The organism is Streptomyces sp. NPDC002573 (assembly GCF_042889625.1).
GTDB lineage: Bacteria > Actinomycetota > Actinomycetes > Streptomycetales > Streptomycetaceae > Streptomyces > Streptomyces gibsoniae.
This window is the reverse complement of record NZ_JBIARC010000012.1, coordinates 64,186-80,302: the sequence shown is the minus strand read 5'-3', so window position 1 is coordinate 80,302 and position 16,117 is coordinate 64,186. Positions and strand designations below refer to the sequence as shown.

At 70.6% G+C, this 16,117-nt stretch carries 13 protein-coding genes; 8 read left to right on the top strand and 5 right to left on the bottom strand.

What is annotated here, in order from left to right; translation table 11 throughout:
- Positions 1 to 139: 139 nt before the first annotated feature.
- Positions 140 to 628, bottom strand: coding sequence for an ATP-binding protein (locus ACFYX0_RS14320; protein ID WP_355913001.1), 489 nt, complete (start codon positions 626 to 628; stop codon positions 140 to 142).
- A gap of 342 nt (positions 629 to 970) precedes the next feature.
- Here ACFYX0_RS14320 and ACFYX0_RS14315 point away from each other — a divergent pair, with 342 nt between their 5' ends.
- From ACFYX0_RS14315 to ACFYX0_RS14305, 3 genes are all read left to right on the top strand, one after another.
- Positions 971 to 1,807 (top strand): helix-turn-helix domain-containing protein, encoded by an 837-nt coding sequence (locus tag ACFYX0_RS14315; protein WP_388970309.1) that lies wholly within the window; start codon positions 971 to 973, stop codon positions 1,805 to 1,807.
- Positions 1,808 to 1,942: 135 nt separating this feature from the next.
- Positions 1,943 to 3,403 carry an aldehyde dehydrogenase family protein gene (locus tag ACFYX0_RS14310; RefSeq protein WP_388970164.1) on the top strand — a complete coding sequence of 487 codons (1,461 nt, stop codon included), beginning with the start codon at positions 1,943 to 1,945 and terminating at the stop codon, positions 3,401 to 3,403.
- Positions 3,404 to 3,553: 150 nt separating this feature from the next.
- Entirely contained in the window at positions 3,554 to 4,102 is a 549-nt protein-coding gene (locus ACFYX0_RS14305; protein WP_388970162.1) for a DinB family protein, read from the top strand.
- 34 nt (positions 4,103 to 4,136) lie between these two features.
- On the opposite strand, the gene ACFYX0_RS14300 is transcribed toward ACFYX0_RS14305, so the two are convergent.
- Together ACFYX0_RS14300 and ACFYX0_RS14295 are read right to left on the bottom strand one after the other, a co-directional pair.
- Entirely contained in the window at positions 4,137 to 5,549 is a 1,413-nt protein-coding gene (locus tag ACFYX0_RS14300) for a glutamate decarboxylase (RefSeq protein WP_388970160.1), read from the bottom strand.
- Positions 5,550 to 5,845: 296 nt separating this feature from the next.
- Positions 5,846 to 7,132 carry an ion channel protein gene (locus ACFYX0_RS14295; RefSeq protein ID WP_388970158.1) on the bottom strand — a complete coding sequence of 429 codons (1,287 nt, stop codon included), beginning with the start codon at positions 7,130 to 7,132 and terminating at the stop codon, positions 5,846 to 5,848.
- A 207-nt stretch (positions 7,133 to 7,339) separates the two neighbouring features.
- On the opposite strand from ACFYX0_RS14295, the gene ACFYX0_RS14290 reads away from it, so the two are divergent.
- Both ACFYX0_RS14290 and ACFYX0_RS14285 read left to right on the top strand, forming a co-directional pair.
- Positions 7,340 to 8,101 carry a MerR family transcriptional regulator gene (locus tag ACFYX0_RS14290; RefSeq protein WP_388970156.1) on the top strand — a complete coding sequence of 254 codons (762 nt, stop codon included), beginning with the start codon at positions 7,340 to 7,342 and terminating at the stop codon, positions 8,099 to 8,101.
- 208 nt (positions 8,102 to 8,309) lie between these two features.
- Positions 8,310 to 9,356: a VTT domain-containing protein gene (locus ACFYX0_RS14285; RefSeq protein WP_388970154.1), complete on the top strand. Its 1,047-nt coding sequence runs from the start codon at positions 8,310 to 8,312 to the stop codon at positions 9,354 to 9,356.
- Positions 9,357 to 9,391: 35 nt separating this feature from the next.
- Here the strand turns inward: ACFYX0_RS14285 and ACFYX0_RS14280 are convergent, their stop codons facing one another.
- Complete coding sequence (locus ACFYX0_RS14280; protein ID WP_388970152.1) at positions 9,392 to 11,155, bottom strand: threonine/serine exporter ThrE family protein; 1,764 nt, start codon at positions 11,153 to 11,155, stop codon at positions 9,392 to 9,394.
- 212 nt (positions 11,156 to 11,367) lie between these two features.
- Complete coding sequence (locus ACFYX0_RS14275; RefSeq protein ID WP_311694813.1) at positions 11,368 to 11,859, bottom strand: inorganic diphosphatase; 492 nt, start codon at positions 11,857 to 11,859, stop codon at positions 11,368 to 11,370.
- Between the two features lie 79 nt (positions 11,860 to 11,938).
- Here ACFYX0_RS14275 and dacB point away from each other — a divergent pair, with 79 nt between their 5' ends.
- The 3 genes from dacB (at position 11,939) to tilS (ending at position 16,105) form a co-directional block, all read left to right on the top strand.
- Complete coding sequence (gene dacB, locus ACFYX0_RS14270; RefSeq protein WP_388970150.1) at positions 11,939 to 13,597, top strand: D-alanyl-D-alanine carboxypeptidase/D-alanyl-D-alanine-endopeptidase; 1,659 nt, start codon at positions 11,939 to 11,941, stop codon at positions 13,595 to 13,597.
- Between the two features lie 125 nt (positions 13,598 to 13,722).
- Positions 13,723 to 14,856: a zinc-dependent metalloprotease gene (locus tag ACFYX0_RS14265; RefSeq protein WP_388970148.1), complete on the top strand. Its 1,134-nt coding sequence runs from the start codon at positions 13,723 to 13,725 to the stop codon at positions 14,854 to 14,856.
- 193 nt (positions 14,857 to 15,049) lie between these two features.
- Entirely contained in the window at positions 15,050 to 16,105 is a 1,056-nt protein-coding gene (gene tilS, locus ACFYX0_RS14260) for a tRNA lysidine(34) synthetase TilS (RefSeq protein WP_355912971.1), read from the top strand.
- Positions 16,106 to 16,117: the final 12 nt, after the last annotated feature.

The window sequence follows — 16,117 nt, the reverse complement described above, 5'->3', positions numbered from 1 at the left end:
CCCGCCCTTGAGGAGGTGTGCCACCGGCCGTGGTGGCCGGTCCCCGGTCGGCCCATGACCGCGTACATCCTGCGGGGCGTCACCGCGCCGCAGGATGTAACACGCGTAGATCCGTCGCATCGGAAAACGCCGCGGGGCGTCACTCCGCGGACGCCGACGGGGACGGCAGCCGGAACAGGGCCCAGACCACCTTGCCGTTCAGCGTGCCCGCCAGCGGGTGCCAGCCCCAGCTGTCGGCGAACGAGTCGACCAGGAACAGCCCGCGGCCCGATTCCGCCGAGAAGTCCTCGGAGTCGCCCGCGACCGGACTGTCGTGACTGGGGTCGCGCACGGCGCACGCCAGGCGCGTGGTCCAGCGCATCAGGTGCAGCCGTACCGGTGGGTGCTGGTCGCCCGAGTGCTGGGAGGGTGAGGGCAGGGCGTGCCGCAGTGCGTTGGTCACGAGTTCGGAGACCACGAGACAGACATCGTCGAAGCACTCGCCCACGTCCCACTGGTTCAGGGTTCTGCGGGTGAACTGCCGTGCTTCCCTGACCGCTTCCAGGCGGGCCGGCAGAGCGCAGGAGGCTGCGCTGGACACGGTCGCGAGGTCGAGCGGCGGAAGTCCCTGCCGTAAGGGCTCGAGCATGGTCGATCCATTCGTCCCCATGCGAGGCACTCCCGGGTGTTCGCGGTCGGTGCGATGCAGCGGTGGCGCGGGACCATGGTTTCGGATGAGCCAGGCAGATGCAAGGGCAGATGCACGTGCACGCGCCGGATTTGGCCGTTCCTGTACGACTTTCTGCTTATTTCGTCGACCACTTTCTTCCCCCTTGCTTGCCCCTTCCCGATCTCTGTCGTGTCTCGGCTTTGGCTGCTTTCCATTTCTGTAACCGTACGAGTACTGCTCGAAGTGTTTTAGTGGCAGACTGCGCGATCTGAAGGACGTTGGGGAGGCTGACAAGTGAGCGCTGGGGACTCGAGCGGGTCGGTGGTGCGGCGCATTCTGCTGGGATCCCATCTCAGGCGCCTCCGCGAGACGCGCGGCATCACCAGAGAGGCGGCGGGCTACTCGATCCGGGCCTCGGAGTCGAAGATCAGCCGCATGGAGTTGGGACGGGTGAGCTTCAAGACACGTGACGTCGAGGACCTGTTGACGTTGTACGGGATCATCGACGAAGCCGAACGGACGTCCCTGCTCTCCCTCGCGAAGGAGGCCAATGTCGCCGGCTGGTGGCACAGCTACTCCGACGTGCTGCCGAGCTGGTTCCCCACCTATGTCGGCCTGGAGGGCGCGGCACATCTGATCCGTTCCTACGAGGTCCAGTTCGTGCACGGCCTGCTGCAGACCGAGGCGTACGCCCACGCGGTCGTGGCCCGGGGTATGAAGGGTGCGAGCGCGGCGGACATCGACCGGCGGGTGGCCCTGCGGCTCGAACGGCAGAAGTACCTCGTCTCGGAGAACGCCCCGCAGTTTCACGTCATTCTCGACGAGGCCGCCCTGCGCCGCCCTTACGGCGACCGCGAGGTGATGCGCGGCCAGCTGCAGCATCTGATCGACATCTCGGAACGTCCCAACATCCGTCTCCAGATCATGCCGTTCAGCTTCGGCGGGCACGCCGGTGAGGGCGGTGCCTTCACCATCCTCAGCTTCCCCGAGTCCGATCTGTCCGATGTGGTCTATCTGGAGCAGCTCACCAGCGCCCTGTATCTGGACAAGCGCGAGGACGTGCTGCAGTACGAGACCGCGATGAAGCAGCTGCAGCAGGACAGCCCCGGACCGGACGAAAGCCGCGACTTGTTGCGGGGGCTGCTCCAGCTTTCCTGAGACTCTTCCCGGAGTATGCACAGCGGCCCCGCAACTCCCTTTAAACACAAGTACGATGACGCGTGATCAGGCCGTGACGCGATCGCGGGTGTGTGAACGGGTGTCTGCTTCGGCTGCGAGGGATTGAGGGTTCACATGTCGTCCAACTTCACCGATCTGGCTCAGCAGTACATCGGCGGTGAGTGGCGCCCGGGAACAGGCTCCTGGGACATCATCGACTTCAATCCCTACAACGGTGAGAAGCTCGCGTCGATCACGATCGCCACGGTCGACGAGGTCGACGACGCCTACAAGGCCGCCGAGGCCGCCCAGAAGCAGTGGGCGGCCGGCAACCCCTACGCGCGTCGCGCGGTGTTCGAGAAAGCCCTCAGACTCGTCGAGGACCGCGAGGCGGAGATCACCGACCTGATCATCGCCGAGCTGGGCGGCACCCGGCTGAAGGCCGCCTTCGAGCTGCATCTCGCCAAGGAGTTCCTGCGGGAGTCGATCCAGCTGGCGCTGCGCCCCGAAGGCAAGATCCTCCCGTCCCCGATCGACGGCAAGGAGAACCGCCTCTACCGCGTGCCCGTCGGCGTGGTGGGTGTGATCAGCCCGTTCAACTTCCCCTTCCTGCTCGCGATCAAGTCCGTCGCCCCGGCGCTCGCCCTCGGCAACGGTGTGGTCCTCAAGCCGCACCAGAACACCCCCGTCGTCGGCGGCTCCCTGATCGCGAAGATCTTCGAGGACGCGGGACTGCCGGGCGGTCTGCTGAACGTCGTGATCACGGACATAGCCGAGATAGGCGACGCCTTCATCGCGCACCCGGTCCCGAAGGTCATCTCCTTCACCGGCTCCGACAAGGTCGGCCGGCACGTCGCCACCGTCTGCGCGTCGCTCTTCAAGCGCACCGTCCTCGAACTCGGCGGCAACAGCGCCCTGGTGGTCCTCGACGACGCGGATGTCGACTACGCGGTCGACGCGGCCGTCTTCAGCCGCTTCGTGCACCAGGGGCAGGTCTGCATGGCCGCCAACCGCATCCTGGTGGACCGCTCGATCCAGGCCGAGTTCACCGACAAGTTCGTCGCCAAGGTGAAGTCCCTCAAGGCCGGCGATCCGCGCGACCCGGAGACCGTCCTCGGCCCGGTCATCAACTCCTCGCAGGCGGACGCGATCTCCGGCGCGGTGGAGCAGGCCCTCGCGGAGGGCGCCACGGCGCTCGTTCACGGCACCACCACCGACAACCTGGTGCAGCCGACCGTCCTCACCGACGTCCCCGACGAGTCCTCGATCCTCCGGCAGGAGATCTTCGGCCCGGTCGCCCTCCTCATCCCCTTCGACGGCGAGGAGGAGGCCGTCCGCCTCGTCAACGACACCCCGTACGGCCTCAGCGGCGCCGTCCACACCGCCGACGTCGAGCGCGGTGTGGCCTTCGCCAAGCAGATCGACACAGGCATGTTCCATGTGAACGACGGCACGGTCCACGACGAGCCGCTCGTCCCCTTCGGCGGCGAGAAGCACTCGGGCATGGGCCGGCTCAACGGCGAGACCACCGTCGACGCGTTCACCACGCAGAAGTGGATCTCGGTGCAGCACGGGCGGAGCGCGTTCCCGTTCTGAGTTCGCCGCCGAGTTCTCTCCGCTTTCCCGTTCTTCCAGATGATGTCGTTGTAGGGGCCCATGCGGACAGAAGCTGACCGCATGGGTCCCTAGCGTCGTCGGTGTCAGGCAGAGGGCGACCTCGCCAGAACCGACGAAAGGCGGACGGTCATGGTCATGCATGTACGCGCGGAGGAGCGGGGCGACGAACGCGGTGCACTGCTCTCCTTCCTGGAGGAGCAGCGCGGCGGCATCCGCCGGGCCCTGCTCGGACTGACGGACGAGCAGGCGCGGTCCCGCCCCAGCGCGAGCCAGTTGTCCCTGGGCGGGCTGCTCAAGCACGTCGCCGAGACCGAGCAGGGCTGGATCGCCCGGGCCAGGCAGGAGCCGCCGGCCCTGCGGCGGACCGAGGCGAACTGGCACGAGAGCTTCGAGCTCCTGGCGGACGAGACGGTCGCGTCGCGGCTCGCGTACTGGGAGAAGGTCGCCGCCGAGACGGAGGCGTACATCCGATCCGTGCCGAGCCTCGACGACACCTTCCCGCTCCCCAACGACCCCTGGTTCCCGCCGGACGAGCGCGTCTCGATGCGGTGGCTCATGCTCCATCTGATCCGCGAGACGGCCCGGCACGCGGGCCACGCCGACATCGTCCGGGAGTCGCTGGACGGACGTACGGCCTTCGAGCTGGTGGCCCTGGAGCGGGACACGCCCCAGGGCTGACCGGCGGTCCGGTGGTCCGGGTGGTCCGGCGGTGTCAGTGGTGGAAGCCCGTGGCGGCAGCCTTGTCCCGCGTCAGCGGATGCGGCTGCCGCCGGAGCTCGGGCAGGAGCCGGCTCAGATCCTCGATGAACAGCTCGCACAGGTCCGTGGAGAAGCCGTTGCGGCACACGATCCGCAGCACGGACAGGTCCTGGCGATTGGCCGGGAAGGTGTACGCGGGCACCAGCCAGCCGTTCTCGCGCAGCCGCCGGGAGACGTCGAAGACGTCGTACGCCGTCACGTCCGGCCTGGTGGTGAACGCGAGGACCGGCAACTCCTCGCCTCGGGTGAGGAGTCGGAAGTCCCCCAGCGTCTCGATCCGGTCCGCGAGCCCCCGTGCCACGTCCCGTGTCGTCTGCTGGACCGCTCGGTAGCCCTCCTGGCCCAGCCTCAGGAACGTGTAGTACTGGGCCACGACCTGGGCTCCCGGGCGGGAGAAGTTGAGTGCGAAGGTCGGCATGTCGCCGCCCAGGTAGTTGACGCGGAAGACGAGTTCCTCCGGAAGGGCCTCCGCGTCGCGCCACAGCGCCCAGCCCACGCCCGGGTACACCAGCCCGTACTTGTGGCCGGAGGTGTTGATCGACGCGACCCTCGGCAGCCGGAAGTCCCACACCAGGTCCTCGTCCAGGAAGGGCGCGATCATCCCCCCGGAGGCGCCGTCCACATGCACGGGGATGTCCAGGCCCGTGCGCTCCTGGAGGTCGTCCAGGGCGGCGCACAGCTCGGCGATCGGCTCGTAGGACCCGTCGAACGTGGAGCCGAGGATGCCGACCACGCCGATCGTGTTCTCGTCGCACAGGTCGGCGGCGGCCTGCGGGTCCAGATGGAACCGGTCGCCCTCCATGGGCACCTGGCGCGCCTCGACCTCCCAGAAGTTGCAGAACTTCTCCCAGCAGACCTGGACGTTGATCCCCATCACCAGGTTCGGGCGGGCCTCCTTGGAGGGGTAGCGGTCAGCGTTGCGCTGGGCCCAGCGGCGCTTGAGGGCCAGCCCGGCGAGCATGCACGCCTCGCTGGACCCGGTCGTCGAACAGCCCACGGCGGACTGCGGGTCCGGCGCGTTCCACAGATGGGCGAGCATGGCCACGCAGCGGCGCTCCAGTTCGGCCGTGCGGGGGTACTCGTCCTTGTCGATCATGTTCTTGTCGCGGCACTCGCCCATCAGCTGACCGGCCTGGGGTTCCATCCAGGTGGTGACGAAGGTGGCCAGATTCAGCCGTGAGTTGCCGTCCAGCATCAGCTCGTCGTGGACCAGCTGGTAGGCGGTCGTGGGCAGTATCGGGCCCTCGGGCAGCCGGTGCCTGGGCGGTGCCTCGGTCATCTCGGCGACCGGGTTGGCCTCCCCGTAGAAGGGGTTCATCGACCTGGGGCGCTCGTCGGGTTTCCCCTGGCCCGTGTGCAGCGGCATGGTGTGTCGTCTCCCGTCGTGTCGTAACGGTCGTGCGTCCTGCGGTCGTGCGTCCTGCGGTCGTGCGTCCTGCGGTCGTGCTCCCTGCGGTCGTACCTTCCGCGGTTCTGCGGTCGTACGCGGCGGTGTGCTCGGTCTCTCGTTCATCGCACGGGCGGTGCCCGCCGGTTGACCGGCCTGCGGCCCGCGCCCCTCGGTGATCCTCGCCCCTGTCCCATCATCGGTTCCCGGCCCCTCGCCGTTCACCGAGTGAAACGTAAGGAAAGGAAACACCCGTTCCGCTCCCGCGCCGGCGTTCACCGGAGCGCGGTCCCGTCCTCCCGGAGCTGCATCTGCGGGCGGCCCGTGACCAGGAGCCAGGCCGGCAGGGACGCGATGCAGAGCAGCGCCGGCATCGCGGGGGAGGGCGCCAGCACCGTGGCCGTGAACAGGCTCATCCAGCCGTGCCGGGTCACGGCGAGGAGCAGTCCGAGCACCCCGGCGGCCACCCCGACCGACGGATGCACGGCCGGGAAGAGCGCGTGCGCGCACAGGCCGAGCGCGGCGCCGATGAACACGGACGGGAAGATGCGTCCGCCGCGGAACCCGCAGGACGCCGCGACGAGCAGGGCCGCGAGCTTCACCACGGCCAGCGTCGCGAACTGCCCGGCCGACCAGGCGTCGGGGTCGCGGGCCAGCACCGCCACCTCGTCGAGCCCCTTGAAGAGCGTCAGACGGCCGCCGAGGGCGCCGAGGAGCCCCAGCACGAGCCCGCCCGCCGGAAGGGCCACCATCGGGTGCCGCAGCCGCCGGAAGGCGCCGTGGACGTACGGGAAGGCGTACACGGCGGTCATCCCGAGCAGCGCGACCGCGGAGGCCACCGCCATCGCGCTCACCAGATCGCTCCAGCGGGGCCGGCCCAGCGCGGGCACATCCAGGTCGAAGCTCGGCCGGGCCAGCAGCGTGGTGGTCAGCGCACCGGCGGCGGCCGCGACCAGCGGCCCGAAGACGTTGTCCCACAGCAGCCCCCTGAACGGCCGCCCGGCCAGCGCCTCGGAGAGCAGCAGCGCGGCCGCGAAGGGCGTGCCGAACAGCGCGCCGATGGTCGCCGCCTCGCCCAGCCCGGCCCACGCCTCCCCCGGCAGCCGGGGCGCGGCCCTGCGGCCCAGCCGGAACGCCAGGGCGGCGTTGGCCAACAGGATCGGGTTCTCCGGGCCGAGACTCGGACCGCCGGCGAGCATCAGCGTGGCGGCCAGCAGCAGCCCCGGGAGGACGGGGTACGGAAGCGGGGCCGTGCCGGCCAGCCCCAGGGTCGCCGGGTCGGGCCCCGCGTGCCCCGGCGCCTTCCAGACGACCAGGCCGACCAGGACGCCCGTCGTGGTGAGCACGACCAGCATCCAGAGCACCGAGTAGCGGCCCACGCCCAGCGCGTCGGGCAGGTTCTCCCACAGGGCGTGCTGGAGCTCCGTGGCCAGCCCGCTCACACCGAGGTAGAGGAGGCTGGCTCCGACCCCGACGACGAGCGCCGGGAGAACCAGTGGCAGCAGTCCCCGCGCGGGGGTCGCCGGGGCGACGGGTGCCTGTCGCACGGTGTCCTGGGCCACGGGCCCACCATAGGCGGGCAAAACCTCATGAATGCCCTGGCGCGCGGGCGTTCCGTGCACTCAGGGCGCCGCCCGCATCAAGTGCATTCACGGCATTCATGGGCATTCAGGGTGTTCCGGGTGTTCCGTGGCGCCCGGGAAAATGCGCCTTGCACCTCACGTGGCGTGAGGCCCGAGCCTGGCATGCGTACCCAGAAGGGAGCGGAAGTGAGTTACTCGGTCGGCCAGGTGGCCGATTTCGCCGGTGTGACGGTGCGCACGCTGCACCACTACGACGAGATCGGCCTGCTCGTACCCGGTGAGCGCACCCACGCCGGTCACCGGCGTTACGGTGACGCCGACCTCGACCGGTTGCAGCAGATCCTGTTCTACCGGGAACTGGGCTTTCCGCTCGAAGAGGTCGCCGCCCTGCTCGACGATCCGGACGCGGACCCGCGCGCGCATCTGCGCCGGCAGCATGAACTGCTAACCGCCCGGATCGAGAGACTGCAGAAGATGGCGGCGGCCGTGGAGCACGCCATGGAGGCACGCGAGATGGGCATCGATCTCACGCCCGAGGAGAGGTTCGAGGTGTTCGGGGACAGAGACCCGGAGCAGTACGCGGAGGAGGCCGAGCGCCGCTGGGGCGGCACGTCCGAGTACGCCGAGTCGCAGCGGCGCACCGCGCGGTACACCAAGGACGACTGGAAGCGCGTCCAGGACGAGGTGGCCGCCTGGGGCGAGCGCTACGACGCCCTGATGGCCGCCGGGGAACCCGCGTCCGGGGAGCGGGCCATGGACCTGGCCGAGGAACACCGGCAGCACATCTGCACCTGGTTCTACGACTGCTCGTACGAGCTGCACCGCTGTCTCGGCGAGATGTACGTCTCCGACGAGCGTTTCAAGGCGTTCTACGACGCCATGCGGCCGGGTCTCGCCGAGCACCTCAGGGACGCGATCGCGGCGAACGCGGACCGTCACGAGGGGTGAGCGCGGGACAGCCGCGGTAAGGGGCGCCGGCTCCCGCAGTCAGGGCCGGTGCTCCTTACCGTCCTACTGCACGCACAGTGCATCCTGGAGACACCGGTGGAACCCGGTGGGGACACCGTCCGTTGATAGCTTTGTCCGGCCATCGCCGTGGTGCCGGCCGCCCGTCAGGGTGCCGCACCTCCCTTCACCCCTTCAGGAGCCCGGAACCGTGATGACGCTTGCCCTCGGCCCGAGCTGGCTGGATCCGAACCACCTCTTGAACACCTTCGGGGTCTGGGGCCTGCTCCTAGTCGTCTTCGCCGAGTCCGGACTGCTCATCGGCTTCTTCCTGCCGGGCGACTCGCTGCTGTTCACCTGCGGTCTGCTGATCACCTCGCATCAGATGGACTTTCCCCTGGCGGGAGCCATAGCGCTGATCTGCGTCGCCGCGATCCTGGGCGACCAGGCGGGCTTCATGTTCGGCAAGAAGGTCGGACCCTCGCTCTTCAACCGGCCGAACTCCCGCCTCTTCAAGCAGGAGAACGTCACCAAGGCCCACGAGTTCTTCGAGAAGTACGGCCCGAAGTCCCTGGTGCTGGCCCGCTTCGTGCCCGTCGTGCGCACGTTCACGCCGATCGTCGCCGGCGTCAGCGGCATGCGGTACCGCTCGTTCCTGATCTTCAACGTCATCGGCGGCGTCCTGTGGGGCGCGGGCGTCACCCTGCTCGGCTCCTGGCTGGGCAACATCGGCTTCGTCAAGAACAACATCGAGGCGATCCTCATCCTGATCGTCCTCGTCTCGGTCGTCCCGATCGCCATCGAGTTCCTGCGGGCCCGCGCCAAGGCCAAGAATGAGCCGGCGCAGACCCCGGCCGCGCAGCAGTCGCCCCTCCAGCAGCCGCCCTTCGGGCAGCAGCCGGTCATGGACGACGCGACGACGCGGCTGCGCGCCGTGCCGCCGGCCCACCAGGACCAGAGCCAGGCCTACGGCCGGCCGGACCAGGCGTACGAGCACCAGGGCCAGACGTACGGCGACCAGCACCACGCCGGGCAGGCCCAGCAGCCGTACGGCACGAACCAGGGCTACGACGAGTACTACGGCCGGCCCCAGCAGCAGCCCTACGCCCAGCAGCACCCCCAGGGCTACCAGCAGCCGCAGCAGCAGCCGTACGGCTCCGACCAGGGCTATGCGCAGCCGCAGCACCCTCAGCAGCCGCAGCACCCCCAGCACCCTCAGCAGTCGAACCCCTACGGCCAGGGCTACCCGCAGAACTGAGCCGGGGCCCTGTGGTCAGGGCCCCGGAGCGTGCGTCAGAAGCCGCGCGTCCGTTTGGCCGCCCGGCGTCCCTCCGCGGAACCGCCCGGAATCCGTAGGAAAAGCCGGGAGATCTCCGACCCGAGGTTCACACCGATGGCGATGGCCATGGCGAGGGAGGCGGCCTTCGCCAGGGACACCAGGCCCTTGTCGACATGGTTCTGGGCCATCGACAGCAGCCCGAAGTAGGTCGCCGAACCGGGCAGCAGGGGCCCGATGGCGGCGGTCGTGTACGGCAGCGCGGAGGCGAAACGGTAGCGCGACAGCAGCTGTCCGAACAGGCCCACCAGACCGGCCGCGACGGCCGTGGAGGCGACCGGCGAGAGACCGCCGGGGTAGTGCATGGCGCCGTACACGCACCAGGCGACCCCTCCGTTGAGGGCCACCAGCAGCACGGTCGATCGTTCCTGCTGGAGCAGGATCGCGAAGGTCATGGACAGCAGGATCGACGCGATGATCTGCACGACCGGCCGCTCGGAGAGGCTCAGGGCGGCGTCCGGGTTCAGCTCGGCGCCCAGCTTCACCCCGAAGTAGAGGATCAGCAGCACACCGATGACGATGCCCACGAAGAAGTACATGACTTCGAGCAGGCGGGCCGCCGCGGTGATGTAGAAGCCGGTCAGACCGTCCTGCACGCCCGCCACCAGGGCCCGTCCGGGCAGCAGCGCGAACAGACCACCGGTGATCACGGCGGACGCGTTCACGTCGACATGGGCGACCGTGAGCGCGACGCCGATCGCGGCCGGTGGCATCGCGGCCACCGTGAACTGGTAGAACTCCGGCAGTCCGCGCCCGGCGCACAGCCACGCCAGCCGGTCGCCGAGCATCGCGCCGATCGCCGCGGCGATGAAGACCAGGAGGTCACCGCCGACGAGGACGGAGGCCGCACCGGCGAGCAGCCCGCTCGCCCCGGTCAGCACCCAGCCGGGGTAGGGGTGCCGGTTACGGCGTATCTCGGCGAGCCGGCGGTAGGCCTCCTCCAGGGAGATCGCGGTCCCCGGGTCGCTGAGGTCGTCCACGAGCCGGAAGACGGCGGCCAGGCGGGTGTAGTCCGTGCCGCGGCGGCGGACCGTCCGCGACGCCGACACGGGGTCTTCCACCAGGGACGGCTGGTACGAGACGGACAGCAGCGTGAAGGTGACGGTCGGCTCGCAGCGGTCCAGCCCGTAGGACCGGCAGACCGCGAACATCGCGGCCTCCACGTCCTCGGCGCCCTCGCCGCCCGCCAGCAGCAGTTCGCCGATACGGAGGGTCAGGTCGAGCACGCGGGGCACGGCGGGGCCCGTCTCGCCGATCTTGTGCACGGGCTCCAGCGCGGGCCGCTCGGCGACCGGCAGGCGCAGCATCGTGCGCATACGGTCCTGCCAGGGCGCCTCCTCGGCCAGCCGGACCGCGGGGATGCCGGACGGCGGGGTGAAGGCGGCCGGGGCGTGCCGGACGCTGTAGGTGCTCGGCGGGCTGAACGCCGATCCCTCCGGCTCGGCCGCGGGCAGCTGGGGGACCTCCAGGCCGTCCGGGACGGCGAACTCGGACGTCGTCTCCGGCTCCGTGCCTACGGCCGGCACATCGAGGCCCTGAGGGACGGCGAACTCGGAGGTCGTCGAGGAGTCGGCGACGCCGCCCGTGGGCTGCGGGATCCCCAGCGGGATCGTGAACTCGGACGTGACCACGGAGTCGTCGCCGTCCCGCCCAGGGGACGGGTACGCGCTCCTCGCCTCGTCCGACCGCGGCTTGCGGTCCTCCGTGTCCGGCTCCGACACCTGCTTCCCTCTTGCCTTCCCTCAGCCCGTGTCCCCCGAGTCTGCGTCCCTCGCGCACTTCCCGTACGCCTCAGCCTGTCCCCGGCGTACCCCCCGTACGCCTCAGCCTGTCCGCTCCGTACCACCTGTACGCCTCAGTATGTGCAGGGGCGGTACGCGAACGGGCCGCGTCACCCTGTGGGGATCACGCGGCCCGTGGTCGACTGCGGGGGTCAGTGGCCGCCGTGCTCCTTGAAGCGCTTGTACGAGCGCTCGATCTCGGCCTCGGCGTCCGAGCGGCCCACCCAGTTGGCACCCTCGACGGACTTGCCGGGCTCCAGGTCCTTGTAGACCTCGAAGAAGTGCTGGATCTCCAGGCGGTCGAACTCGGAGACGTGGTGGATGTCCCGCAGGTGCTCCACGCGCGGGTCGGACGCCGGCACGCACAGCAGCTTGTCGTCGCCGCCGGCCTCGTCCGTCATCCGGAACATGCCGATGGTGCGGCACTTGATGAGGCAGCCCGGGAAGGTCGGCTCCTCGAGGATGACCAGCGCGTCCAGCGGGTCACCGTCCTCGCCGAGAGTGTTCTCGACGAAGCCGTAGTCGGCCGGGTAGCTGGTCGAGGTGAAAAGTCGACGGTCCAGGCGGATACGACCGGTCTCGTGGTCCACCTCGTACTTGTTCCGCGAACCCTTCGGGATCTCGATCGTGACGTCGAACTCCACCGGTGGCTCCTCCATGATCAGCACATAGTTCTGGTGGTTAAGTGTCCCTCACGCAGGTGTGTGATCGCGAAAGGGGCTGGTGGTCGTGCCGGAGCTGAGGGCCTGGCGGGCCGCGGGGCCGCGTCTGGCGCGGGCCGCGCAGGCCGTGAGACCGCGCCTCGCGCGCCTGGCCCGGGCCGTACGACCCCGTACGTGGCGGGTCGCCGAGACCGTGAGACCACGCGTGGCACGGTTCACCGGAACGGTGAAACCGCACGTCACACGGGTCGCGCAGCTCGCGCGCCCGCGTGCCGGGAGGCTCACCACCCCGCAGCTGGCGACTGTCGCCGCCGTCGTGGGCCTGGCGCTCGCGGTCGGGGCCGCGAGTGCTGCCGGTCCCTGGGACTCCTCCGGCCAGCGTACGGCCGAGCGCAACCGGGCCGCAGCGTGGGACCGCGAGGGTGGCGCAGATCACGGGCGGGGCGCCGGCGCGGCGGCGCAGGAACCGGCGTCCGCGCCGAGCGCCGCGCCCGTGCTGGCCGGCGTCGGCGCCGTCACCACACTCCAGTCGGCGCCCGGCGTACGCTCCCTGGCGGCCGCCCTCGACAAGCTGCTCCAGGATCCCTCCCTCGGCTCACGGCGCTCCGCCGTCGTGGTCGACATCGCCACCGGCAAGCGCCTGTACGGCAAGAACGCGGACGACGCGCTGACCCCCGCCTCCACCACCAAGATCGCCACCGCGGTGGCGGTGCTCTCCGCGGCCGGCCCCGACCACCGCTTCACCACCCGCACCGTGCTGGAGCCCGGCACCGACAAGCTGGTGCTCGTCGGCGGGGGCGACCCGACGCTGACGGCCCGCGCCGAGGCCGACGGCTGGGCGAGCCTGCGCACCCTCGCCGACACGACCGCCGCCGCCCTGAAGAAGCGCCGTCTGGCCTCGGTCTCGCTCGCCTACGACGCCTCGCTGTTCACGGGCAGTGCGCTGCACCCCATCGGGGTCAACCCCAACCTGGCCCCGGTCATGGCTCTGACGGCCGACGAGGGCCGCCGGGGCGACTCCACCGACGGGCCCGCCGACCGCAGCACGGACCCGGCCGGGGACGCGGCCCGCACCTTCGCCGGTCTGCTGCGCGAGCGCGGCATCAAGACCTCCGCCTCCGCCGTCCCGGCGGCGAAGGCCACGCCCCGCGCCGAGACCGTCGCCTCGGTCCAGTCGCCGCCCCTGTCCGCCGTGGTCGAGCGGATGCTCACCAACAGCGACAACGACATCGCCGAGACCCTCGCGCGCCAGACCGCCCTGGCCACCGGTGGCAAGCCGAGCTTCGACGGGGGTGCCGCCGCGATCGCCGCCCAGCTCGGCAGGCTCCGGCTCCCGCTCGCGGGCGCGGCGTTCCACGACGGCAGCGGGCTGAACCGCGACGACCGGCTCACGGCGGACCTGCTGACGTCCCTGCTCGCCACCGCCGGCTCCGCCTCCCACCCCGAACTCCGTACGGTCCTGACCGGGCTGCCGGTGGCCGGTTTCACGGGCACCCTCAGCGACCGCTACGCCGATGCAGCGGAACGTTCGGGCACCGGACTCGTACGGGCCAAGACGGGCACGCTGACGGGCGTCAACACCCTCGCCGGGACGGTGGTCGACGCCGACGGCCGGCTGCTGGCGTTCGCCTTCCTGACGGACGGTTCGATGGACCAGACGGCCGCCCGGACGGCCCTGGACCGTACGGCGGCGCAGCTGGCGGGCTGCGGCTGCCGCTGAGGCGCCGCCCCTGCGGTGCGCGGCCCGACGGACGCGCCACCCCCTGCGGTGCACCGCCCCTCCGGCGCATCGTCCCGCGTTGCGCTGCCCTGCCCGGAGTGGCGCCGCTCACGTACCGTTGACGCATGACGAGCATCGGTGGTGCGGGATCTGCTGGGATGGTCGACTGGAATCTCGCGGTGGCGACCGCGACCCGGCTCGTGCGGCCGGGCCCCGAGGTGAGCCGCGACGAGGCCCGTGCCGTCGTCGCGGAGCTGCGGCGCCACGCGAAGGCCTCGGAGGAACATGTCCGGGGCTTTACTCGTATGGGGGAGGCGGGCGTCCACGACACCCCTGTCCTCGTCGTCGACCGGCCCGGCTGGGTCCGGGCGAACGTCGCCGGGTTCCGGGAGATCCTCAAGCCTCTCCTCGACAAGATGGAGCAGCGGCGCGGGGGCACCCCCGGCGGAGTCGTCCTCGGTGCCGTCGGCGGCAAGGTCACCGGTGTGGAACTGGGCATGCTGCTGTCGTTCCTGTCCTCCCGGGTGCTCGGCCAGTACGAGACCTTCGCCCCGGCCACGCGCGAACTGCCCGCGGGCGAGAACGGCGGCGGCCGTCTTCTGCTGGTCGCGCCGAACATCGTGCACGTGGAACGCGAGCTGGACGTCCAGCCCCACGACTTCCGCATGTGGGTGTGCCTGCACGAGGAGACGCACCGCACGCAGTTCACGGCGGTGCCCTGGCTGCGCGATCACCTCGAGGGCGAAATCCAGTCTTTCCTGGGGGAGACCGATGTCGACCCCATGACGGTCCTGGAGCGCATCAGGGAAGCGGTCCAGTCGCTCGCCGGGGGACGCACGGAGGGCGAGGAGGGCGACGACGGTCACTCGCTCGTGGAACTCGTGCAGACGCCCGCCCAGCGGGAGATCCTCGGGCGGCTGACCGCCGTGATGTCCCTCCTGGAAGGCCACGCGGACTTCGTGATGGACGGCGTCGGCCCGGACGTGGTGCCGTCCGTCGCCGAGATCCGCGAGAAGTTCCAGCAGCGCCGCGCCAGGGGTGCGTCCCGCCTGGACCTCGCCCTGCGCAAGCTGCTGGGCCTGGACGCCAAGCTCAGGCAGTACCGCGACGGCGAGCAGTTCGTGCGGGCGGTCGTCGAGCAGGTCGGCATGGACGGCTTCAACCGGGTGTGGACCTCTCCCAACACGCTCCCCACCAAGGCGGAGATCGCCAAACCGGCGGACTGGGTCGCGCGGGTGCATCGCAGGGCGGAGCCGTGAGCCGTGCGCGAGCGGGGTGAAACGAATCCGGCCGTCGGCAGGTGAACGCCCCGCCAATCACTCGTCCGAGGGACCGTGGGCCATGCGTAGGCGTGCAATGCTCGGGGAACGGCCCGTTTCTGTCACCATCTACACACTCTGAGTGACCAGCGATCGGGTTCACCCCCCGACAACTTCATGAAGGGAACCGGACATGGGTCCCCATCCTGCGGTCGCGGCGATACGCCTGGCGGTCCGCCGCGTCCTACACGACATCCTCACCGAGCAGACCTCGGCACAGAACACCGGGCGGATAGCACAACTGAGCGGCCGTTCCGCCTTCCACGAGCGCCCCGTCGAGCCGCTCGTGCTCGTGGCATGCTCGGGGGGCGCCGACTCGATGGCGCTCGCCTCCGCTCTCGCGTTCGAGGCCCCCAAACTCGGCATCCGGGCCGGCGGCATCACCATCGACCACGGACTGCAGGCGGGCTCCGACCTGCGCGCCGACGAGGTGGTCCTGCGCCTGCGCGAGCTGGGCCTCGACCCCGTCGACTCCGTCGCCGTGAGCGTCGGACGCGCCGGAGGTCCCGAGGCCGCCGCCCGTGACGCGCGCTACGCCGCCCTGGACGCCACCGCCGAGCGCCACGGCGCCTGCGCGGTCCTCCTCGGCCACACCCGCGACGACCAGGCCGAAACCGTCCTGCTCGGCCTCGCCCGCGGCTCCGGCGTCCGCTCCCTGTCGGGCATGGCCGCGGTCTCGGGGGCCGGCGGCCGTTACCGCCGCCCCTTCCTGCATCTCGACCGGCAGACCGCCCGCAAGGCCTGCATGGCCCAGGCCCTGCCCGTCTGGGACGACCCCCACAACACGGACCCCGCCTTCACCCGCTCCCGGCTCCGCCACGAGGGCCTGCCCGCCCTGGAGAAGGCGCTCGGCAAGGGCGTCGTCGAAGCCCTCGCCCGTACGGCCCAGCTCTCCCGCGACGACGCCGACGCGCTCGACGCCTGGGCCAGTCAGGCGGAGACCGCCGTACGCGACGCCGCCGGCCTCCTGGAGTGCGCGAAGCTCTACACCCTGCCCCCCGCCGTGCGCCGCAGGATCCTGCGCCGCGCCGCCATCGAGGCGGGCGCTCCGGCCGGTTCCCTCTTCGCCCGTCACATCGAGGAAGTGGACCGGCTGATCACCGGTTGGCGCGGCCAGGGAGCCATCAATCTCCCGGGCAAAGTCGTCGCCCAGCGTCAGGGTGGCAGACTGGTGATTCGGCACGGCTGAAAACCCGCCCCC

Bases quoted from the DNA above. Each gene is read 5' to 3' on its own strand.
- ACFYX0_RS14320 (WP_355913001.1), bottom strand. From the start codon at position 628: ATGCTCGAGCCCTTACGGCAGGGACTTCCGCCGCTCGACCTCGCGACC.
- ACFYX0_RS14310 (WP_388970164.1), top strand. From the start codon at position 1,943: ATGTCGTCCAACTTCACCGATCTGGCTCAGCAGTACATCGGCGGTGAG.
- ACFYX0_RS14305 (WP_388970162.1), top strand. From the start codon at position 3,554: ATGGTCATGCATGTACGCGCGGAGGAGCGGGGCGACGAACGCGGTGCA.
- ACFYX0_RS14300 (WP_388970160.1), bottom strand. From the start codon at position 5,549: ATGCCGCTGCACACGGGCCAGGGGAAACCCGACGAGCGCCCCAGGTCG.
- ACFYX0_RS14265 (WP_388970148.1), top strand. From the start codon at position 13,723: ATGACGAGCATCGGTGGTGCGGGATCTGCTGGGATGGTCGACTGGAAT.
- tilS (WP_355912971.1), top strand. From the start codon at position 15,050: ATGGGTCCCCATCCTGCGGTCGCGGCGATACGCCTGGCGGTCCGCCGC.